Annotated in this window: 25 protein-coding genes; 14 read left to right on the top strand and 11 right to left on the bottom strand. The window is 62.6% G+C overall.

The features are described 5' to 3' along the window. The first annotated feature begins 31 nt into the window (after positions 1-31). Entirely contained in the window at positions 32-1,768 is a 1,737-nt protein-coding gene (locus ACP15R_RS05910; RefSeq protein ID WP_424985468.1) for an acyl-CoA dehydrogenase, read from the top strand. Here ACP15R_RS05910 and ACP15R_RS05915 read toward each other — a convergent pair. Beyond that, complete coding sequence (locus ACP15R_RS05915; RefSeq protein ID WP_424985469.1) at positions 1,765-3,108, bottom strand: FliI/YscN family ATPase; 1,344 nt, start codon at positions 3,106-3,108, stop codon at positions 1,765-1,767. The genes ACP15R_RS05910 and ACP15R_RS05915 overlap by 4 nt on opposite strands. An 88-nt stretch (positions 3,109-3,196) precedes the next feature. On the opposite strand from ACP15R_RS05915, the gene ACP15R_RS05920 reads away from it, so the two are divergent. From ACP15R_RS05920 to ACP15R_RS05960, 9 genes are read left to right on the top strand one after another with little or no spacing between them, the layout of a single operon-like run. Then, positions 3,197-3,580, top strand: a complete 384-nt coding sequence (locus ACP15R_RS05920; RefSeq protein WP_424985470.1) for a FlgB family protein — start codon at positions 3,197-3,199, stop codon at positions 3,578-3,580. A gap of 13 nt (positions 3,581-3,593) precedes the next feature. Next, positions 3,594-3,983, top strand: a complete 390-nt coding sequence (gene flgC, locus ACP15R_RS05925; RefSeq protein ID WP_424985471.1) for a flagellar basal body rod protein FlgC — start codon at positions 3,594-3,596, stop codon at positions 3,981-3,983. A 12-nt stretch (positions 3,984-3,995) separates the two neighbouring features. Continuing rightward, a complete protein-coding gene (gene fliE, locus ACP15R_RS05930; RefSeq protein ID WP_424985472.1) occupies positions 3,996-4,283 on the top strand; it encodes a flagellar hook-basal body complex protein FliE in 288 nt (95 codons plus the stop codon). A gap of 1 nt (position 4,284) precedes the next feature. Beyond that, on the top strand, positions 4,285-4,557 hold the full coding sequence (locus tag ACP15R_RS05935; RefSeq protein ID WP_424985473.1) for a flagellar biosynthetic protein FliQ: 273 nt from the start codon (positions 4,285-4,287) through the stop codon (positions 4,555-4,557). Then, on the top strand, positions 4,557-5,270 hold the full coding sequence (locus ACP15R_RS05940) for a flagellar hook-basal body complex protein (protein ID WP_424985474.1): 714 nt from the start codon (positions 4,557-4,559) through the stop codon (positions 5,268-5,270). Before ACP15R_RS05935 ends, ACP15R_RS05940 begins: the two co-directional genes overlap by 1 nt. 20 nt (positions 5,271-5,290) lie before the next feature. Next, positions 5,291-6,076, top strand: coding sequence for a flagellar basal-body rod protein FlgG (flgG, locus tag ACP15R_RS05945; protein ID WP_424985475.1), 786 nt, complete (start codon positions 5,291-5,293; stop codon positions 6,074-6,076). Further along, the gene (gene flgA, locus ACP15R_RS05950) at positions 6,076-6,492 is read left to right on the top strand and encodes a flagellar basal body P-ring formation chaperone FlgA (protein WP_424985476.1); all 417 of its coding nucleotides are present in this window, start codon (positions 6,076-6,078) and stop codon (positions 6,490-6,492) included. Before flgG ends, flgA begins: the two co-directional genes overlap by 1 nt. Beyond that, complete coding sequence (gene flgH, locus ACP15R_RS05955; protein WP_424985477.1) at positions 6,492-7,232, top strand: flagellar basal body L-ring protein FlgH; 741 nt, start codon at positions 6,492-6,494, stop codon at positions 7,230-7,232. The genes flgA and flgH overlap by 1 nt, the downstream gene beginning before the upstream one ends. A 13-nt stretch (positions 7,233-7,245) precedes the next feature. Further along, positions 7,246-7,713, top strand: a complete 468-nt coding sequence (locus ACP15R_RS05960; protein ID WP_424985478.1) for a hypothetical protein — start codon at positions 7,246-7,248, stop codon at positions 7,711-7,713. 75 nt (positions 7,714-7,788) lie between these two features. Here ACP15R_RS05960 and ACP15R_RS05965 read toward each other — a convergent pair whose 3' ends face one another. The 10 genes from ACP15R_RS05965 to ACP15R_RS06010 form a co-directional block, all read right to left on the bottom strand. Next, positions 7,789-8,199 carry a hypothetical protein gene (locus tag ACP15R_RS05965; protein WP_424985479.1) on the bottom strand — a complete coding sequence of 137 codons (411 nt, stop codon included), beginning with the start codon at positions 8,197-8,199 and terminating at the stop codon, positions 7,789-7,791. After that, positions 8,196-9,287, bottom strand: a complete 1,092-nt coding sequence (locus ACP15R_RS05970; RefSeq protein WP_424985480.1) for an EscU/YscU/HrcU family type III secretion system export apparatus switch protein — start codon at positions 9,285-9,287, stop codon at positions 8,196-8,198. Before ACP15R_RS05970 ends, ACP15R_RS05965 begins: the two co-directional genes overlap by 4 nt. Continuing rightward, positions 9,284-10,057: a flagellar biosynthetic protein FliR gene (locus ACP15R_RS05975; RefSeq protein WP_424985481.1), complete on the bottom strand. Its 774-nt coding sequence runs from the start codon at positions 10,055-10,057 to the stop codon at positions 9,284-9,286. Before ACP15R_RS05975 ends, ACP15R_RS05970 begins: the two co-directional genes overlap by 4 nt. Next, positions 10,054-12,135, bottom strand: a complete 2,082-nt coding sequence (flhA, locus tag ACP15R_RS05980) for a flagellar biosynthesis protein FlhA (RefSeq protein WP_424985482.1) — start codon at positions 12,133-12,135, stop codon at positions 10,054-10,056. Before flhA ends, ACP15R_RS05975 begins: the two co-directional genes overlap by 4 nt. Before the next feature lie 10 nt (positions 12,136-12,145). Beyond that, the gene (locus tag ACP15R_RS05985) at positions 12,146-12,901 is read right to left on the bottom strand and encodes a transglycosylase SLT domain-containing protein (protein WP_424985483.1); all 756 of its coding nucleotides are present in this window, start codon (positions 12,899-12,901) and stop codon (positions 12,146-12,148) included. A 115-nt stretch (positions 12,902-13,016) separates the two neighbouring features. Next, on the bottom strand, positions 13,017-15,230 hold the full coding sequence (locus tag ACP15R_RS05990) for a tetratricopeptide repeat protein (RefSeq protein WP_424985484.1): 2,214 nt from the start codon (positions 15,228-15,230) through the stop codon (positions 13,017-13,019). After that, positions 15,227-16,096 (bottom strand): flagellar motor stator protein MotA, encoded by an 870-nt coding sequence (gene motA / locus ACP15R_RS05995; RefSeq protein WP_424985485.1) that lies wholly within the window; start codon positions 16,094-16,096, stop codon positions 15,227-15,229. The genes ACP15R_RS05990 and motA overlap by 4 nt, the downstream gene beginning before the upstream one ends. Before the next feature lie 72 nt (positions 16,097-16,168). Then, the gene (locus ACP15R_RS06000; protein ID WP_424985486.1) at positions 16,169-16,768 is read right to left on the bottom strand and encodes a MotE family protein; all 600 of its coding nucleotides are present in this window, start codon (positions 16,766-16,768) and stop codon (positions 16,169-16,171) included. After that, positions 16,765-17,157, bottom strand: a complete 393-nt coding sequence (locus ACP15R_RS06005) for a hypothetical protein (RefSeq protein ID WP_424985487.1) — start codon at positions 17,155-17,157, stop codon at positions 16,765-16,767. The genes ACP15R_RS06000 and ACP15R_RS06005 overlap by 4 nt, the downstream gene beginning before the upstream one ends. Positions 17,158-17,166: 9 nt before the next feature. Continuing rightward, on the bottom strand, positions 17,167-17,658 hold the full coding sequence (locus ACP15R_RS06010; RefSeq protein WP_424985488.1) for a flagellar basal body-associated FliL family protein: 492 nt from the start codon (positions 17,656-17,658) through the stop codon (positions 17,167-17,169). Between the two features lie 120 nt (positions 17,659-17,778). Between ACP15R_RS06010 and fliF the strand changes: the two genes are divergently transcribed. The 4 genes from fliF to fliP are packed head-to-tail and all read left to right on the top strand — an operon-like array spanning position 17,779 to position 21,029. After that, positions 17,779-19,407 carry a flagellar basal-body MS-ring/collar protein FliF gene (gene fliF / locus ACP15R_RS06015; RefSeq protein ID WP_424985489.1) on the top strand — a complete coding sequence of 543 codons (1,629 nt, stop codon included), beginning with the start codon at positions 17,779-17,781 and terminating at the stop codon, positions 19,405-19,407. Beyond that, complete coding sequence (locus tag ACP15R_RS06020; protein WP_424985490.1) at positions 19,407-20,006, top strand: hypothetical protein; 600 nt, start codon at positions 19,407-19,409, stop codon at positions 20,004-20,006. The genes fliF and ACP15R_RS06020 overlap by 1 nt, the downstream gene beginning before the upstream one ends. Beyond that, entirely contained in the window at positions 19,999-20,295 is a 297-nt protein-coding gene (locus ACP15R_RS06025) for a FliM/FliN family flagellar motor switch protein (protein WP_424985491.1), read from the top strand. Before ACP15R_RS06020 ends, ACP15R_RS06025 begins: the two co-directional genes overlap by 8 nt. Further along, the gene (gene fliP, locus ACP15R_RS06030; protein WP_424985492.1) at positions 20,292-21,029 is read left to right on the top strand and encodes a flagellar type III secretion system pore protein FliP; all 738 of its coding nucleotides are present in this window, start codon (positions 20,292-20,294) and stop codon (positions 21,027-21,029) included. The genes ACP15R_RS06025 and fliP overlap by 4 nt, the downstream gene beginning before the upstream one ends. The last annotated feature ends 18 nt before the right edge of the window (positions 21,030-21,047 follow it).

Genomic DNA, 21,047 nt, shown 5'->3' on the forward strand with positions numbered 1-21,047 from the left:
AAGGTCGAACCGTCAGGAATGGAGGAACCGGATGCGCGCCTATGATCGTGAAGACCTGCTGTTTCAACTCTGGGAGGTCGCCGGCCTGTCCGATCTGCTCGCCGGCACCGATATCGACCGCGAGACGGTGAACGGAATCCTCGACACGGCGGACCAGGTGGCAAGCGATCATTTCCTGCCCATCGGCCGCCAGATCGACGAGACCGAGCCCGCCTTTGTCGATGGTCGCGCGATTCTGCCCGATGCGGTCAAACCCGCGGTGGACGCCTTTGTCGATGCCGGGTTCATCGCCGCCGGTTTTGCGCCCGAACATGGCGGCATGGGCCTGCCGGAAACCGTGCACCAGGCGGCCGCCTTTATCCTGGCGGCATCGAACGTGTCGCTGTCGGGCTATGGCATGCTGACCGTGGGCGCGGGCCGGCTGATCCAGAGTTTCGGGACAGACGCGCAGAAACGCACATGGCTTGCCCCCATGGTCGAAGGGCGGTTTTTCGGCACCATGTGCCTGAGTGAACCGCAAGCGGGATCGTCGCTGTCGGATATCACCACCCGTGCGGAACCGACCGGAGACGGGCGGTATCGCATCACCGGGCGCAAGATGTGGATCTCGGGCGGCGATCATGAGTTGAGCGAGAACATCGTCCACCTCGTTCTGGCCAAGATCCCCGGCGGCCCGGCGGGCGTCAAGGGAATTTCGCTGTTCATCGTGCCCAAGCGGCACCTCGATGGCAGCGGCAACGACGTGACCCTGGCCGGGCTGAACCACAAGATGGGCTACCGTGCGACAACCAACTGCGCGCTGAACTTTGGCGATGCCGGCGCGTGTTTTGGCGAGCTGCTGGGTGCGCCGCACAACGGGCTGGCGTATATGTTCCAGATGATGAACGAAGCGCGGATCGGGGTTGGCATGGGGGCCACCGCGCTCGGACAGGCCGGGTTCCAGGCCTCACTGGCCTATGCCCGCGACCGTCCGCAGGGGCGCGCTCCGGGCAGCAAGGATCCGTCCGCCCCACAGCGCGCCATCATCGAACATGCCGATGTGCGCCGGTTGCTGCTGGCACAGAAAGCGCATGTCGAACCGGCGCTGGCGCTTGCGATTTTCTGCGCCACGCTGGTGGACCGGGAACGCCGGGGCGAAGGCGATCTGGCCGCCCTGCTTGGCATGTTGACGCCCATTGCGAAATCCTGGGCGTCGGAATTCTGCCTTGAGGCCAACAAGCACGCGATCCAGGTGCTGGGAGGGGCCGGCTATACGCGCGACTACCCGGTCGAGCGATATTATCGCGACAACCGGCTGAACCCGATTCACGAAGGGACACATGGCATCCAGGGCATGGACCTGCTGGGGCGCAAGGTGTTGATCGATGGCGGTGCCGGCTTCGCCCGGGTCATGGCCGCGATCCGGGCGGATATCGCCGCCGCAAAGGACAGCGAGTTCGCCAATCCGCTTGAGCAAAATGTTCAACGGCTTGAGCAGGTTACACAGCGACTCGCCGGGTTGGTCGCCGCCGATCCGGACCGTGGCCTTGCCAACGCAACCCTCTATCTCGATTGTTTCGGCCATGTGGTCATGGGCTGGATGTGGCTGCGGATCACGATGGCGGCCACGCGGGTCGCGGCGCGCGATGGCGCGCGCGACTTCCTGACCGGCAAACACCAGGCCGCGCGGTATTTCTATCGCCGCGAGCTGGTGCGAACGCAGGGTTGGGCCGAGACCCTGATGGCCAATGACGCCAGCGCCCACGACATGCAGGACAGCTGGTTCTAGCGCGGACGCACGGCACCCGGCCCCTGTGCGCGGCGCAGGATCAGCGTCAGCCGGTCAAAGCTGTTGCGGACCTCGTCCGGTTCGGGCCGGGCAAAGAACGCGTCCAGCTCGGGCCAGACCTTGACCGCCTGGTCGAGCACCGGGTCGGTGCCTTCGGAGTAGAGACCCGCCTTGATCATGACTTCGGATTGCTCATAGGTGCCGAGCAGCTTGCGCACCTCGCCGATGGTCTCGTTCTCGGCCTCGCTCGCCGCGTCCGGCAGGCTGCGCGACACCGACTTGCCCACATCGATGGCAGGGAAACGGCCGCGTTCCGCAATCTCGCGGTTCAGAACCACGTGCCCGTCCAGCACGCCGCGCATGATATCGGCGATGGGCTCGTCCATGTCCGAACCGGCGACCAGCACGCTGAACACGGCGGTGACATGCCCTTGCCCCAGCCGCCCCGGCCCGGCGCGTTCGCACAACGCGGTGATTAGGGGCGTGACCGACGGGGGGAACCCGCGCAGCGCCGGGGCTTCGCCCCCGGCGACCGCGATTTCGCGATGCGCTTCGGCAAAGCGCGTCACCGAATCGGCGAGAAACAGGACATTGCGGCCCTGGTCGCGGAAATGCTCGGCAATCGCCATGGCAGACCAGGCACAGCGCCGCCGGGTCAGCGCCGACTGATCCGAGGTTGCGGCGACAACCACGGCGCGTTTCATCCCCTCGGGGCCCAGCACCCGGTCGACAAAATCATTCACCTCGCGCCCCCGCTCACCGATCAGCGCGATCACCACGATATCGCTGCTCATGTGGCGCGCCAGCGTTGCCAGCAAAGTCGACTTGCCCACCCCGGAACCGGCAAACAGGCCAATCCGCTGCCCCTCGACAATCGGCAACATGGTGTTCAGCACCGCCAGCCCGGTCCCCACGCGCGCGCCCAGCGGCATGCGTTCGACCGCCGGCGGCGGCGCAGCCATGATATTGCGCACCTCCTGCCCGCGCAGCAGAGGTTTGCCGTCCAGCGGCGCGCCATAGGGATCGACAACGCGGCCGACCCAATGATCCCCCGGCGCAAATCCGGGCATCGGGTACAGAACCGCCCGGTCGCCGATCGCCACCCCATCCGCCGCGCCATCGGGCAGCATGTGAACGATGTCCTGATCGATCTGAAGAACCTCGCCCGCCAGCTCCGGCCCCGGCTTCCGGCGCAACAGCAGATGATCGCCAATATGGGCCTCTTGCGCGATTCCCGCGATCTGCACCGCGCCGCCGCGGACGCCGACAACCCGCCCGACCGGACGCGCGAGCTCGGCATCGGCAAAGGCCTCGCCCAGCAATTTCAGATCAATCGTCACGTTGCGATCTCCTTTTGTTCACCGACAACGCTTTCTTAAAGGAATCAGGGTTAAGCCTTGATTGAAATTGATCGAGGGAGAAGCCCCGATGTTCCAAGGGTTGAACGTCTTTAAAGCTGCGCACGCCATGGCAACACATGCCGGAGAACGCCAGGCGCTGGTGGCGCAGAACATCGCCAACGCCGATACGCCCGGCTACAAGGCGCGCGACATGCACAGCTTTGCGCAGGTCTTTGACGGCGAAGCGGCAAGCGGGATGCGGGCAAGCCGTGCGGGCCATTTGAACGCACAGGATGGCAGCAGCGGCCGCCCCAGCTTTGAAAGCGAATCGCCCACCGACCCCAACGGAAACTCGGTCTCTGTCGAACTCGAGATGATGAAGGGCGTCGAGATCAAGCGCGAGCATGACCGCGCCCTTGCCATCTACAAATCCGCCCTCACGGTGCTGCGCACCAGCCTTGGCCGCGCGTGAGGAGGATTGACGGATGAGCGAGTTTTCCAACGCCCTTTCGGTTTCGGCCCACGCACTCAAGGCCCAGGCCACCCGGCTGCGTCACGTGTCCGAGAATATTTCCAATGCCGACACGCCCGGCTATCGCCGCAAGTCGGTCGCCTTTGAAACGACCCGTGGCCCCGAAGATACCGAGCTGCTCACGGTCGGGCGCGTCCAGCTTGACAAATCCGCGCTGGACCGGGTGTTCGATCCGGCCCACCCGATGGCGGATGAAACGGGCCACTACGACGGCTCGAATGTCGACCTGATGCTCGAAATCGCCGACGCCCGCGAGGCGCAGCGAAGCTACGAAGCTAACCTGAAAATGTTCGATCAGACCCGGCAGATGTCCGCCGGGCTGATGGATTTGTTGCGCAAGTAAAGGAGTTCCAGAATGGATATTCGCAGCCTGTCAGCCGTGCAGAATTATGGCGCGGCCCGTCCCGCGACCCAACCCGACCCGGAGGGCGGGGCCGGGGCACAACTGAAATCCGCGTTCCAGGATTTCGCCGCAACGATGCAGCAAGGCGAAACCACCGCCATGGCCTCAATGGCGGGCGATGCCGACCCCCATGCGCTGGTTCAGGCGCTGGCGCAGACGGAACTGGCCGTGGAAACCGCCATCACCGTGCGCAACAAGGTGGTCGAAGCCTACCAGGAAATCCTGAGAATGCCGGTCTGACATGCTGAGTGAAGGCGTCTTTTTCGACACGTTGCGGCAGGGGCTGTGGATCGGTGTCACGATTTCGATCCCGATCCTGACCGTGGCGCTGGTCACCGGGCTGATCATCGGCCTGTTCCAGGCGCTGACCTCGATCCAGGAAATGACGCTGACCTTCGTGCCCAAGCTCGCGGCGATCGTCGTCGTGTTCTGGCTGTCGATGGGCTTCATGACCCAGACGCTCGTGTCATTCTTTGACGGGCAGATCATCCCGCTGATTATTGGAGGTAGCTGATGGAAGCCGCCGGATACGTAACCCTTTCCCGCCAATCCGGGCTGATGAACGAGATGCGGATCATCGCCAACAACATCGCCAATGCCGCAACCAGCGGGTATCGGCAGGAAGGTCTGGTCTTTTCCGAATATGTCCAGGCCCGCGAGGACCAGTCCTCGCTGTCGATGAGCCGGGCGCGCATTCGCAACACCTCGCATGAACAGGGCGCGCTGACCCAGACCAATGGCAGCTTTGATTTCGCGATCGAGGGAGACGGCTTCTTTCTGATCGAAACCCCGGCGGGCGAACGCTTGACCCGGGCGGGCAGCTTTTCTCCAAATGCCGATGGCGATCTGGTGACGATGGATGGCTATCGCGTGCTTGATGCAGGCGGTGCTCCGGTCTTTATCCCGCCCGATGCCAAGGGGATCAGCGTCGCTGCCGATGGCACGCTGAGCGCGGATGGCCGCCTGTTGGGCGAGATCGGGCTGGTTCAGCCGACCGACCCGCTCGGGCTGGTGCGCGAAGACGGCGTGCGCTTTCGCGCGGAGGGCGGGGTCGAGCCCGCCGCGAACGCGACAGTCCTGCAAGGCTTTGTCGAGGGATCGAACGTCAACCCGATTCTGCAGGTCTCGCGCATGATCGAAGTCCAGCGCGCCTATGAAATGGGGCAGAGCTTTCTGGAAACCGAAGACCAGCGCATCCGCAATGCGGTCAAGACGCTGATCAAGTGAACTGAACAAAGGAGAGCCTGATGCGGGCCTTGAAGATTGCTGCCACCGGGATGAGCGCACAGCAGCTGCGCGTCGAAACGATTTCCAACAACCTCGCGAACATGAACACGACCGGCTACAATGCCCGCCGCGCCGAGTTTTCCGACCTGCATTATCAGCAGGTGTCGCGCGCCGGGACCGTCAATGCCTCGGACGGAACCGTTTTGCCGACCGGCATCCAGCTGGGCCTGGGCGTGCGGCCAAGTTCGGTGACCGTGCATCTTGCACAGGGCGCGCTCGAGGCCACAGGTAACGATCTGGACGTGGCGATCGAGGGCAAGGGATATCTTGAACTGACGCTGCCCAACGGCAATTCCGCCTATACGCGGGACGGCAGCCTGAAGCGTTCGGCCGAGGGCGTGATCGTAACGTCCGACGGCCATGCGGTCGCGCCGGAAATTGTCATCCCCACGGATGCGCGCAGCATTTCGATTAACGCCGCGGGCGAGGTTTACGCCTATTTCGACGACGCCGCGGAAGGGCAGCTGCTGGGCCAATTGTCCATCGCGGGTTTTTCGAACGCCAAGGGGCTGGAAGCGATCGGCAGCAACCTCTTTCTTGAAACCGAAGCCTCCGGGCCTGCGCTGGTGTCGACCCCGGGCGAAGATGGGCTCGGCACCTTGCGCCAGGGGTACCTGGAGGCCAGTTCCGTCGACGCCGTGCGCGAGGTCACCGAATTGATCGAGGCGCAGCGTGGCTATGAAATGAACGCCAAGGTCATCTCGGCAGCCGACCAGATGATGGGCGCGACCACCCAGGTGCGATGATGAAACGGCTGATCCTTGCCATCCTGATGCTGGCGGCCCCCGATCTCGGGGCCGAGATCCTGGTGCCTGTGCGTACCATCCGGGCCAAGGAGATCATCGGCGCGGCGGATTTCGTCACCAAGGATGCCTCGGTCGCCGGGGCGCTGACCGATCCGCACGAGTTGATCGGTCAGGAGGCGCGGGTGGCGCTATATCCGGGCCGCCCGGTACGCGCCCGCGATGTCGGCCCGCCCGCCATCGTCAGCCGCAACGACATCGTGACGCTGGTTTTTGTCCAGGGTCCGCTGCGGATCATGACCGAGGGGCGCTCGCTGGGCCGGGGCGCCGTCGGAGAAACCATCCGGGCGATGAACCTATCATCGCGCACAACCGTGACCGGACGCATTCAAAGCGACGGCAGCATCGAGGTATACTGATGAAACCAAAGAAATTTACCGGGTTGCTCGCCTGTTCCGGGCTGATCCTCGTTTCCGCCTGCGGGCGCATGGACCACCTGGGCAAGCCGCCTTCGTTTTCCGAGAACACCGAGACCACCGAACATGTGGCGATGCTGATGCCGGGGCTGCCGCTCCAGACCCAGCCCCACCGCACGGTGGACCGATCCTCGCTCTGGAGCGCCACGCCGCAATCATTGCTTGGTGACCGGCGGGCCGTGCGCAAGGGCGACATCATGACGGTTGTCATCGAGATCGATGAAAAGGCCGAGATCAGCAATGACACCGCCCGTTCGCGCAGCGGCGAGGAAACGATGGAGGTGCCGAACCTGCTGGGCCTGCCACAGCGGCTGGACGAAAAGCTGCCTGAGGGCGCGTCGATGGCCGATGCGGTCGGGCTTGGCTCGACCAGCGCGACACAGGGCAAGGGCTCGGTCAAACGCAAGGAAAAACTGACCCTGCGCATCGCCGCGACCATCATCGATGTCCTGCCCAACGGCGTTCTGGCCATTTCCGGGTCCCAGGAATTGCGGGTCAATTTCGAGCTGCGCGAGTTGCTGGTGACCGGATATGTGCGGCCCGAGGATATCTCGCGCCAGAACGAGATCACCTATGACAAGATCGCGTCGGCCCGCGTGTCTTATGGTGGGCGCGGACAGATCACCGACGTGCAACAGCCGCGCTACGGGCAACAAATCCTCGACACGGTTCTGCCGTTCTAAAGAGAGAGACGCAATGCTCAAGATACTACCCTTGCTGCTCTTGCTCATCGGCGCCGGTGCCGGAATCGCGGCGGGCCATTTCATGGCCCCCGAACCCGTGCACGACGACGCCGAAGCCGAAAAAGCGGATCCGAAAGAGCACGAGGAGGACATCCAGCCAACCGAATTCGTCAAGTTGAACAACCAGTTCGTGGTGCCCGTCGTACAGTCTGACCGGGTGGCGTCGCTTGTGGTCATGTCGCTCAGCCTCGAAACCCAGGCCGGCGCGCGAGAGCGGGTGTTCGAGCGCGAACCCAAGCTTCGGGACCTGTTCCTGCGTGTTCTCTTCGACCATGCCAACATGGGCGGATTCGACGGGGCGTTCACCCGGCCCGGAAAGCTCGACGTGCTGCGGCAGTCGCTCGCGGACGTGGCCCATAAAGAACTGGGCGATGACGTTGCCAGCGTGCTGATCACCGACATCGCACGCCAGGACAACTGAGCCGCAGCCGCGCTCAGCGTGGCCCCCAGAGCCATCTGATGAGCCGCGCGAGGTCAGCCCGAACCGGTGCTGGCCTCAACTGTCGCCATGATCCTGCAGCAAACGTTCAAGCTGCGCCTTGCGTCGTTCCGCGGCGTGATCGGCCACCGCCCTGGCATGCATGTCTTGCACCGCGTTGCGCCGGCCAAACGCCTGACGAATGCGATCCATCACCACCGATTTGCGGGCCAGCACCTGCGACAGCTCGATATTGAGCTGCTTGCGGCTACGCACCAGCCACGCCTGCCACAGCAGGTCGGCACCGATGGTCTGCATCGGCATGTCGGCCGCCAGCGCAGACCGCTCGGCCTCGGCCTGCGCATCAAGCTGCGCGAGCGCCCCGCGTATCCGCGACTCTTCCTGCAACAGCGTCTGAACCTTGCGGTATTCCGCAAGGTACATCGCTTCGGTCACCTGTGACATCTGTGCCAGCTTGTCCCGCTTCATCCAATCCCTCCGCGCGCCCGTTGACGCATCTGTTCGGCGAACCGAATGGCGGCCGCAACGGCCATGTAATGTTCCTCGGCAATTTCCTGCCCCAGATCGACCGTCGCATGCAGCGCGCGCGCGGTCGGCGGGTCCGAATGGATCGGCACGCTTGATGCCTGGGCGGTTTCCCGGATGCGGGCCGCGACTTCGTCGACCCCCTTGGCGACACAGATCGGCGCGGCACCGGGCTTGCGGCTCCATTTGAGGGCAACCGCGTAATGGGTCGGGTTGACGATCACCACATCCGCCGTCGGCACATCCGACATCATCCGGTTCATGGCGATTTCCTGACCCCGCTGGCGACGCTGCTGCTTCATGTGCGGATCGCCCTCGGCCTCCTTGGATTCGTCGGTGATCTCCTTGCGCGACATCATGTTCTTGCGCAGGTGTTCCTTGTGTTGCCAAACCGCGTCGACCCCGCCGATCGCAAGGGCGATCACCAGAACCAGGAACAGGAATTCGATACAAAGCTGCAACAGCTGCGACACCGCGATCATCGCGCTGGTGCCGGTGATCGCTACGATGTCAGTCAGCCGCCAGTCGAGAAACAGGCCGAGACAGACCGAGTAGAGGACAAGCTTGCAAAAGCTCTTGAAGAATTCAAAGAGCCCCGAGCGCCCGAACTTGTTCTTTGCGTTTGCAATGATCGAAATGCGCGACAGTTTGGGCTTGATCTTGGACGGGGCAACCACAAAGGCACGCTGTGCCAGAACCGCCAGCAAGACAAGCGAAGCCGGGATCAGGAACCACGGTGCCAGGGCCTTGCCGAGCGTCATCAGCAAGCCACCGACCGGCGCGCTCGCCGGTCCTTCAAGCATCAGCGTCCCGAGGCGATCCGGTTGATCCAGCAACACCATCAGCGCCGTGCCCAGCGTGTGCAGCGATCCGGCCCCAACCGCCATCCCCGCCAGCAACAACCCCGCATACGAGGCCGCCACCAACAGATCATTGGATTTGGCGACCTCACCCTTTTCGCGCGCTTTCTGGAGCTTTTGCGGCGTCGCCTCGTGGGACTTTTCCGCCTCTTCCTGCTGATCGCCGCTCATTGCGCGGGCCCCAACGGGTCCGCCATGAACATCATCAGCGCTTCGACCCAGACCGACAGCAGGATCGGGGTGCAGAGAAACAGCATGAAAATGCCGCCAAGCGTGATCACCGGCGCGCCGACAAAGGCCACCATCAATTGCGGCATCGCCCGGTTGATGACGCCCAGCGTGAGGTTGTAGAGCACAGATGTGATGACGAACGGTGCCGCCAGCATGAACGCAAGCGAGAAGGCCTGCGAGATCCGGCCTACGCCCCAGGCCGACAGGTCACGGCCGGGGATGAAACCACCTGCGGGAAACACCTGGTAGGAATAGATCATCAACTCGGCCGCACGCACATGCAGACCGGCCATCACCGCAAGCGCCAACCCGCCAACGACCATCACGTAGCCCATCGCAGGAATCGGCTCGACCGCGGCCCCGCCAAGAATCTGCGACAACGAAGTTGACTGGGCGGCGATGGACCCGGCGGTGTGCAAGGCCAACACAAAAAGCCGCACTCCAAGGCCAAGCGCCAGCCCGACGACAACCTCGGTCAGGGTGAACCGGGCCAGCACCAGCGGATCGGGCGGAGCCGGCTGGACCGGCACGGCGGGCATGATGATCATGGTAAAGGCGATGGCGATGCCCAGCTTGACGCGCATCGGCACCGCAGTCTCACCAAATGCAGGCAACACGGTGACCATCGCCGACATCCGCAGGAACACCACGATCCCGTGCCAGAGCGTCGCCGACAACAGCGGCAACAGGTCGGTCAGCGCGGCGATCACGCCGCGACCATTCCGACCAGGGCGGGGCGGGCCTCAAGGCCGATTTCCTCAAAGGACAGCACCGGATTGGCAATGCCCCGCGCCTTGAGGATGGTGCGCAGGAACCGGCGTCGCCGGGTCGAGGTGACAACGGCGGGAAACAGCCCCTGGTGCGAGGTCTGGCTCAGCCGTTCGGACACCCCGTCAGCCAGCTTGTTGAACAATTCCGGCGGCAGCGCGATGTCCAGCCCCCCCTGCTTGGTTTCGACCTGGTAGGTCAGGAACGTGTCCTCCCATTCCGGGGCGAGTTGCACGAGGGGGATGCTGCCATCGTCCCGCTTCAACTCCGACACCAGCTGAAAGCCCATGCGTTGGCGCACATGCTCGCAGATCGCTTCGGGCTGGGTCGTGCTCAGGCGGGCTTCGGCGATCGATTCGAGGATCAGCGGCATGTTGCGGATCGAAACGCGCTCCTCGAGCAACAGGCGCAGAACCGCGTGCAGCGTGTCGATCGGCACCTTGTCTGGAATGATCTCGTCCAGCAGCTTGCGATTGGCCTCGGCGCGCCCCGGATCGGACAGCATTGTCATTTCATTCAGCAGACGCCGCAAGGACTTGAGCGTCAGCAGACGCGCGAAATTCTGCTTGATCACCTCGAGCAGATGCGTTGCGAGAATTTCCGGCGGGCAGACGATGGTTGCGCCCACCAGGGCGGCGGATTCTTGGTCCTTCGGGGCAATCCAGCGCGCCGGCGCCCCATAGACCGGCTCGGTGACATCGGTGCCTTTGGGCAGCGATTGCTGATCCTCGGGCATGAGCGCCAGAACGAGGTCCGGATGCAGCGCGCCGCGCGCCTGCTCGACCCCTTGCACCCGGATCACATAGGTTCCGACCGGCAACTCCGGTTGGTCCGTCAACCGGATGTCAGGCAGGATCAAGCCAAAAACCGTGGCCACATGGGTGCGCATGTTCCCGATCCGCGTATCAAGCCCGGTCCCCGGATCAAGCACCATGCTGACAAGATCGGGCGCAAACTCCAGGTGAACATCGTCAAGATCGAGCACATCGCCCAATGCCTTGCGTGCGGGTTCCGGACTGTCGACCGGCTCATCATCCGTGTCACCCGCCCGCGCGCGCCGATGCATGGCATAGGCGGCAAATCCGAGAATGCTGCCCCCCGCCATGAATGGCAAAAACGGCAATCCGGGTACGAGGGCAAACAGGGACATCAGCACGGCAACCGTCGCCAGGGCCGCGGGATGTTTGCCAAGCTGGTCGAACATCGCAAGATCGGTGGCCCCGCGATTGCCACCCCGCGCCAGCAACAGGGCGGATGCGATCGAGATGATCACCGCCGGGATTTGCGACACCAACCCGTCGCCAACCGTCAGGATCGCATAGGTTTCGAATGCCGAACCAATCGGCATCTGGTGTACGACAACCCCCATCACGAGCCCCATCACGAGGTTGAGCAACGTGATAAGGAGGCCGGCAATTGCATCACCTTTGACGAATTTCGACGCGCCGTCGAGCGACCCGAAAAAGGTGGTCTCCTGCTGTTCCCGTTCACGCCGTTCGCGGGCCTCGGTATGATTGATCGCACCCGCCGACATGTCACTGTCGATGGCCAGCTGCTTGCCCGGCATGCCATCAAGCGCGAACCTCGCGCCGACCTCGGCCATGCGCGCGGCCCCCTTGGTGATCACCATGAAATTCACGATCAACAGGACGCCGAACACAACCAGCCCGAGGAACACGCTGCCGCCCATGACAAATTGCGCAAAGCCCTCGATCACGTCACCGGCGGCATTCGGCCCGGTATGCCCTTGCCCGATGATCAGCTTGGTCGATGACACGTTCAACGACAGGCGCAACATCAACGATGCCAGCAATATCGTCGGAAAGGCGGAAAAATCCAGTGGGCGTTCGATGAACAACGTGACCGTAAAGATCAGGATAGCGAGCCCGAAAGAGGCGGCCAGCCCTACATCCAGCACCCAGGCTGGCATCGGCAGGATCATCATGACGATCACGGCCATCAGCGCCAGCGCCAGAAGGACGGTGGGGTTGAAAATGTCGTTGGTCGAGAATTTCGGCATCACGGCAACCTTAGTTGAGCAACACGAATGAGCGCACGCCCGCACCCGAGATCGGGACAAGCGATCCGAGCCGCGCGGTCCCACCGGATATCAGCGGTGCCGGCGCACCACTGGCAAAGACCGATGCCGGGGCCTGCGTCGCTGTGGTTCTATCGGCCACGGGCCGCATCTCACCCGCAGTTTCCGAGCGGATCCGGTCGAAACGGGCGGCATAGGTTCTGGCGTGTTTCTGGGTTCGCGAGTGATATGCACCAGCGGCGGCGGACCAATCTCCAAACTCCAGAAACAGTTCTCGCAGGAACTTTGCCGCATAGTCCGCGTTCATCACCGGATCGAACATATCGTCAATCGATCGAAATGCGGCACCGTGCCATTTGTAGTTCACCTGGAAACACCCGACATCAAAGCTGCGCGCGCCCCGTTTGAAATGGCGGAACACATAGGCGCGGGCCTCATCCTCGGTGGCGAACCATTTGCCGGCCCCCTCCATGTTGACGGTCCATGGCCAGGGTTCGAGTCGCCCATCGGCCGTGCGTCCGGTCTCAGCGCGTGAAATGGCTTGCAACACATCATAAGGCACGTCGCGCGACCGTGCGGCAAGCTGCGCGGCACGATCACAAAGCTGTGCGGTAACCGCCGCGCCCTGGGCTGCACCCGCCGACCCTGACAGCCAGCCGGTCCAAAGCAAGGCGATCAACATCAGGGGCACATGGGCCCAAAACCGGCACGTTGCGATGCGCCGCGAATTCATAGGGTAATCAGGCATTCTGCCCCTTCCCAGCGTGGTTTCTTCACGCATCCGACGCTAGGCACAGCGTATTGAGATTCGGTTATCGCGCATCTTAATTCGCCGAGCGGCCAGGCTTCGCAGCGGTTCGGCGTTACTCGGCTGTATCGGTGACTTGCAGCACACCCAGAATCTCGTCGATGCCCGAGCGCGCGCTTACGCTTTCATCCAGCAGCGATCTCGCGCTTGCCAATGGCGGCAGCGCGCCCTCGGGTTCGACTTGCCCGGCCAGTTGCGACGACAACTGGGCAAGACGCCCGTAGCGAGGCTCCTGAGTATCGGCCGACCTGTCCCATGCCTCGCCCAACCATAGGTTTCGCGCCGCGATTTCGGGGCGCTCCGCCTCGAGCAGCACCTGCCCGGCAGTTTCATAATCGCCATTCGCCCGCATGGCCCGCGCCCGGATGTCGGCGGCTTCTGGAGTGCTGACATTCAACACCTCGATCATAGCCCGATGGGGCAGTTCGTTGGCCAGCGCGATTTCCGCACGCAGCAACCGATCCGCAACAGACAGGTTGCGCGACTTTCCCTGCTCAAGGATTGCAAATGCCTGTTCTGGAAAGCCAAGGTCAAGCAAGCGCTTGGCCAACCTGGTTTCCAGCGGTGCAGCGAGCGTACCTGCCCCGGCCTGACCCACGGGCAAAGCAAAGGTCAGGAATGTCACGTCATCCGCATTCTCTGTCAAGAGTTGCAGCACCGGATGCAACGCGGCGCGCGCCATTTCCTCATCGGAGATCATTTCCAGAACCTCGAAGGCCTGATCGAAGCGACGGGTCATGGCCAGCGACATTGCATGCACCCGGCGAAGTTCTGGCCCCATGTCCCCCATGCGGTGTTCTGCGGCGTAGCTGGCGGCAAGTTCGGGCATGTCAGGCTGCAAGGCCTTTCCCTCGGCATAGTGCAGATCCACAAGCTTGATCAGCGCCTCGGGTGACACATCCGAATCCGAAGCCACAACGGTTTCGATCCTGGCAACCGCCGCTTCGGTGTTGCCTTGCGCATCCTCGATCTCGGCTTCGGCCAGATCATGCGCGGGGCCACTCGAATCCGTGCTGCGATCAATCGCACGCAGGATCGCGCCAGCGAGGTCATGATCCCCCAAGGCATTGAATTGACGCCCAAGTCTCGGCCCGAGCTGTTGGCGCAGATGGCGTGGCAGATGGACAAAGCCCTGTAACACGGCTTCCCCTTCAATCTCTTCCTTTTGGACGGGACCCGCGAGCGCCGACCAAAGCGCATGATTGGCGGAGCACGAAGATTGCCCACGCAGTGGATTGGCAGCCTTCACCGGGTGGGCATCCATGATATCCGCCAGGACCGGGAAAACGTCGGCCCCATGATCGGGATCCGCGATCAGGTCAAGAACGGCCTTGGCTTCGGCACCGAACCCAAAATGGATATATGTCTTGGCCAGGTCAGTGGCGATTTCGGCATCTGGCTGGTCAAACTCTCCAAACAACTCTGCACGCAGCGCGCCAATCTGGTCGGAAAATGGCCGTTCATCCGCCCAGCTCGGTACGGAAACGAGATCGTCTGACAGGCACTCATGCGCCGGAGCCAACTGATTCAACGCGCCGGCAACCGTCGCAAGATCCCGGTCGATCACGGTCATCATTGCCATGTTACTCTCACTCCGCGCCGGGGCGACGGCAGGCTGCGTCTCGACCGACGGAGGCGGCGCATCCTGTGGCTTCAGTTCGACGACCGGCGTGAGCAATCCTTGCAACGCAGCCCGCTGAATCTGCGCGAGCAAGCGTTGCTCTGGCAGATTGGTTGCGGTGGCAACGCCAAGAGCCGGCTGCTTGGTGCCGGCCGAAGTCACGGTTTCATTGCGCCTTTCGTCCAGGGCTATCCGTCGATCCGGTAGCGCCACGCCTTCTCCAAGTTGAAATCTGTAGGCCGCAAGGTCTCGCGGCAAGGATCCGGGGCCAAAGCGAAACGCTGGTGTCTTGGCATCGCGAATATCGATAACCAGATAGCTGCCCGATTGTACGAATCCTTCGACTTCGCAATTGCAACTCAGCGCCAGATCCAACGGCGCGCCCTTTTCCTTTTGCGACACTCCGATCAATCGTTTACGTGGGATTTTGTCAAAAACCTGGCTCAGATCGAACTCGATATCCGGCTGTGCCACATTGATCTGCGCCTGATGGTCAAGGCGATTGATCGACCAGTCGGTGCCGCTCTGAAGCCTGAAGACGAGACGGGAAAAGGTTTCATGCTCGCCCGATTGGACCGGCACGGGCTGAGCCCAAACGACCGGTGCCGCCAAGTGCAGAAGCACGGAAACCAAAGCGATCCGGATCATGCGGCATCCTGCTTGACGGCCTTGAGCGCCTGTTCCAGCTCGGTGAAATCAGGGCGGCAATGCGATGGCGTATTCTGGCGCCCCACTTCGATACAGATCGCCGCGGCGTGGTTGTGAAGGTTTGCAATCAGGACCTCGCGGATCAGCAGATAGAAATGATTGTCCTCTTCCACCACTGTCTTGACCCGCGCCGCAAAGGGGCCAACCAGGCCATAGGCCAGGAAAACACCGAGGAACGTACCCACCAACGCGCCGCCGATCAGCTTGCCCAGCACTTCCGGCGGCTGATCGATCGAGCCCATCGTCTTGATCACCCCCAGAACCGCCGCCACGATCCCCAGAGCCGGCAGACCGTCGGCGACAGTTTGCAAGGCATGGCTGGAATGCAGGGCATGGTGAAGATTGGCCTCCATTCGCTTGTCCAGCACTTCTTCGACCTGGTGCGGGTCGTCATAGTTCATCGATGCAGAGCGCATGGTGTCGCAAATGAGGTTCACCGCTTCGCCATCAGCTTGAATTTTCGGGTATTTCGAAAAAATCGCCGAGCTCTCCGGGTCTTCGATATGCTGCTCCACGTCGACCGGATTCTGTCGGGCGATCCGGATCAGTTCAAACAACAGGCAGAGCAGATCACTATAGTCCTGTGGCTTCCATTTCGGCCCCTTGAAGACCTTGGCAACATCCTTGGCGGTGTGTTTGATCGCAGCCATGTCGTTGCTGATCAGGAACGCACCGACAGCCGCGCCACCGATCATGATCATTTCAAACGGCAAGGTCTTGAGGATGATCCCCATCTTGCCGCCCGCAAGAAGATAACCGCCGAACACCATCCCAAAGATCGTGACGATACCGATTATGCCAATCATAGCGCGACTCCGTGTTTCATGAACTTTGGCCAGTGTGGCGCGTCTGCCTTAACAAACGTTCACCGGCCGTGTTTATTCCTTGGGAACCGTGGCATTGCGCCCAGCGAGGACCACACTGATCGAATAGGCTGCCATCGGGCTCAGGCCTGCCATCACCTCTGCCGCGGCGTCGGGCCGCATACGGGCCAGGAAGCCGGCAGCGAACTCGGGTGCCATCGTCTCGAACAAGGCTGCCGCCTGTTTCGGTTTCATCTTCTGGTAAACGTCGGTCAAACGTCCCAGATCCTCTTCAGTTGCGCCATCCGCGAGCGCAAGCGTTGCCGAGAGCCGCTCCTCTGCACCAATCAGCGCCTCCAATCGCCGCTCGATCGCCTCTTCGGCAATTTCCAGCGCCTTCATGCGGTCCTGGATCTGCGCCTCTCGCGTATCGAGGGCGTGCTCGCGTTCGCGAAGCGCGTCGATCAGGGTTTGCAGTTCCGCCGAAGTCGGGGCTACCGTTCGCGCGATCGCCGAGTCCGCGGGCATTTCCTGATCCTGTTCGGGGAGCGATTCGCGGGCAATCGCGGGACCGGCCTGCAATCCAATCCGGACCAGCGCCGAGCCAATCAGCAGGACCGATATGACCGCCAGCGTCCCGCCGCGCACACGCGGCAGCTTTACCGTGACTTTCATTGTCGCGCCCCCTGTTGCGCCCTATCGTGCCGCACGAACATCGGCCCCGCCGGGTGCGCGGTTTCTACGCTTTCAGGTTTCGCCGGAGCCTCGGGCGGCGGCGCATCCGGAAGATCGTGCATGGATGCCATCATGAGTTCCAAGCGCGCGGCAACCGCCTCGGCCCGCCCCGTCAAATCGTCCAGCGCCGCATTCGAGCCGTCGGACGCGGCACGGGCGCTTGCAAGCGTTTTACTCAGATCATCGACCTGGGCGGACAGCACCGCAACCGCGCCACCGACGCCTTTTTCAAGATCATTGAACCTGTTCAACCGGCGCGCGAGAACAAAGCAGTAGAGCCCAGCCCCCAATGCACCCGCGACCAGAAAGATATCTGCAACCAGTTCCAACTTTGCCTCCTAGTTCAGCACAAATTCCATGACCAGAAGGTCACGCACACGGCCCTGCCCCGCCACGACCTGCACCCGCCGTAACATCTGGCCCCGCAGCTTGGTCAGCGCCTCTGGCCGGTCGAATTCCGCAACATCCAGCGCGCGCAGATAGCTGTTCAGAACATCGATGATTCTGGGCAGCAGCAGCGCGACATCTTCGCGATAGGCCCCGTTGACTTCCAACTGGCTGCGAAACCGCAGGTGACGCACATATGTGTTTCCCGCGAGCGATATCGTAATCGGCTCGACTTCGACGAACGCGATGTCGGGCAGGGGTTCGGCGGGCTCGGTTGCGGGCGCGTGGGCCTCTTCCGATTCGCCCTTGCCGAACAACAGCCCCGACGAACTGGCATAGAATCCGCCGCCCGCCCCCGCGATCGCGAGCGCAAGACCCAGTATCAACGGCAATTTCTTCGATTTGACCGGAGCTTCCGGTGCCTCTGCTACGGCATCCGACATGACAATTCCTATCGTTTCGTACGGTGTCTTCATAACCGTGCAGGAACTAACCGATTGTTAAGGCCAATCGATCAAACAGGAGAGAACGTTGGCAGAACGTCGGCGACACGGAGGATTATCGTGCAGCAGATCAAGACGATTTGGGTCGAACTCGACAGACGCAAGCAGATTGTGGTGATTCTCGCCACTGCGGCGGTGATCGTGACACTGGTGGTAATGTCGCGGATGGCGGCGGCACCTTCCATGAAACTCTTGTATGCGGGGCTCGAGAACGGCTCTGCTGGGGATGTGGTGCGCGCGCTGGAGCAACGCGGGACACTTTACGAAGTGCGCGGCGGATCGATCTATGTGCCTGCGGAGAATCGCGATGAGTTGCGGATGACCCTCGCCAGCGAAGGTCTGCCGGCCAATGGCGGGCGCGGCTATGAATTGCTTGATTCGCTGAACGGATTCGGCACGACATCACAGATGTTCGATGCCGCCTACTGGCGCGCCAAGGAAGGTGAGCTTGCCCGTACCATAGTGGCCAGCCCGCATGTGGCCCATGCCCGCGTGCATATCGCACACAACAGTTCCGGGCCGTTTCAGCGCAGCGTCGATCCCACCGCGTCCGTGTCTCTCGTTCCGGCGGGCTCACCCGTGACCCCGGCCCAGGCGAATGCGCTCAGGTTCCTGGTGGCTTCGGCGGTTGCCGGCCTCACCGTGGAAAATGTCGCGATCATCGATTCCAACGGAACCCTGATCGGCTCTGCGGATACAACCGCTTCGGCCAATACCGCAGATGATCGCGCCCTGCTGCTGCGCGACAGGGTTTTGCGGTTGGTCGAAGCGCGTGTCGGGGCCGGCAACGCGGTGGTCGAGGTCAGCGTGGACACGGTTACACAGACCGAATCGATCCGGGAACGCCGGTTCGACCCGGAAGGGCGCGTCGCCATCAGCACCGACACCGAGGAACGCACCGATTCGTCGACCAACGCCGCGGGCGGCGATGTCACCGTTGCGTCGAACCTTCCGGACGGAGACGGGGCCGCCGGTGAAGGCTCCAAGGCACAGGGCAGCGAAACCCGTGAGCGCATCAATTACGAAGTATCCGAAACCGAACACGAGATTCTGCGCGGTCCCGGCGACATCCGCCGTCTGACGGTCGCGGTTCTGGTCAACGGGCTGGATGTAACCGACGAGGCCGGCAACACCGCGTTCGCCCCGCGCCCCGAGGAAGAACTCACCGCCCTGCATGACCTCGTGGCTTCGGCGGTTGGCTATGACGAATCGCGTGGAGACGTGATCACCCTGCGCTCGATGGAACTACCCGCCGCCGCACCGATGGGGACCGCGGCCGCCGGGGGCATGCTCCAGGGGCTGGACCTCGATATCATGTCGCTGATCCAGATGGCGGCGCTGGCCCTCGTGGCACTGGTGCTCGGGCTCTTCGTGGTTCGCCCGATCCTGAGCAACACCCGGAGCCTGAGCGATGGCGATTTCGCGGCACTCCCCCCCGCCGCGCCCGACGCAACCGGCGGAGAGGATCAGGGACCTGTCCTGACCGGCGAGATCGCGGACGGCCCCGGCGACCGTTTCCAGCCCGCGGCGCTGACTGCGAATCAGCCCGAGTCCGACGGTACGCTGCCCGCGCTGGCCGGGGCCGAGGATTCCCCGGTTGAACGGTTGCGATCGATGATCGGAGAACGTCAGGAAGAAACCGTCGAAATCCTGCGCAGTTGGCTTGAGGAAAGCGAGGAGAAGGCATGATGGCAATCGCACATCTCTTGGAAGATTTCAGCGTTATCGACCGCCCGGAGCAGGCGACCACCGAAATGAGCGATGGCGCTGTCGAGGACATCCGCCTCGCCTCGTTTGAACAGGGGTACACGGCGGGATGGGACGACGCCCTGCGCGTGCAATCCGAAGACAAGACCCGGGCGCTCGCCGCGCTTGCCCAGAATCTCGAGGATTTTTCCTTCACCTATCAGGAAGCGCTGGCACAGATGACCAAGGCGGTTGAACCGGTGTTCCGTGCATTGCTGCAACAGGTACTCCCGGAAGCCTTGCGGGAAAGCGTGGGCGGCCAGATTGTCGAACAATGTCTTGCCCTGGCGCGCGACCAGGTGGAACAGCCGGTAGTGCTGGTTGTGCCCACGGGCACCGGTGCCGCGCTCAAGCCCATCCTGCAAAAGGAATTGCCGATGCAGCTCGCGATCCGCGAAAGCGCCGAGATCGCGCCGGGACAGTTCCAGCTGCGGATCGGCGAAAGCGAACGGGAAATCGACACCGCGCAATTGCTGGCATCGCTGACCGGGTCGGTCGATGCGTTCTATCACACACTCACCGAGGATTCGCTTTATGGATAACGCTTCCGATGCCCGCCCCCAAGCCAATGGACAGGCCAATCCGTTTGTCTCTGTTCCGATCGAAATCACCGTGTCGGTCGGCAAGGCACGACCGCTGATCCGGGAACTGGTGAGCCTTGGCGAAAACGCGGTTCTGACGCTGGACAAGCGGATCGAAGACCCGGTCGAGCTGTTCGTCGGCGACCGCCTCGTCGCCCGTGGACAGCTCGAAGAGCTGGGTGGGGACAATGCCGGGCAGCTTGCGGTTCGCCTGACCGAGATTGCCGATTTCCAGAGCGGCCTGGGATGAAACGCGCGCCAATCTGGCTGTTGATCGTCGCGGCAGCCATGATCCTGCCCCAGCCGGCGCTGGCGCAGGAGCTTTCTTTGTCGCTCGGCGATGGCGGGTCGATCTCGGCGCGTTCGATCCAGTTGATCCTGCTGATCACGGTTCTCAGCCTAGCACCGGGGCTGGCGATCATGATCACCTGCTTTCCGTTCCTCGTGACGGTGCTTGCGATCCTGCGTCAGGCGATCGGCCTGCAACAATCGCCGCCGAACATGCTGATCGTCAGCCTGGCGCTGTTTCTGACCTATTTTGTCATGGAGCCGGTATTTACCGAAGCCTGGGAAACCGGCATCAGCCCGCTCATCGAAGAGCAGATTGAGGTCGAAACCGCGCTCTCGCGCAGCCTCGAACCGTTCCGGGTCTTCATGTCCGACCGCGTCGATCCCGACACCTTTGTCGCGATGGCCGAGTTGCGCCCCGATGCCGCGTCGATCCAATCCGGGCCCGACGCTCCGCTATCCGTTCTGGTGCCCAGTTTTCTGCTCTCGGAAATCGCCCGCGCCTTTCAGGTGGGCTTTCTGGTGTTCCTGCCATTCCTCATCATTGACCTCGTCGTGGCGGCGATCCTGATGTCGATGGGGATGATGATGGTCCCGCCCGCCATCGTGTCATTGCCATTCAAGCTGGCGTTTTTCGTCGTGGCCGACGGTTGGAGCCTGATCGCGAGCGCGTTGGTGCGAAGCTACTTCCCATGACGATGCGACGGCAAACAA

Source organism: Microbulbifer sp. S227A (assembly GCF_049800935.1).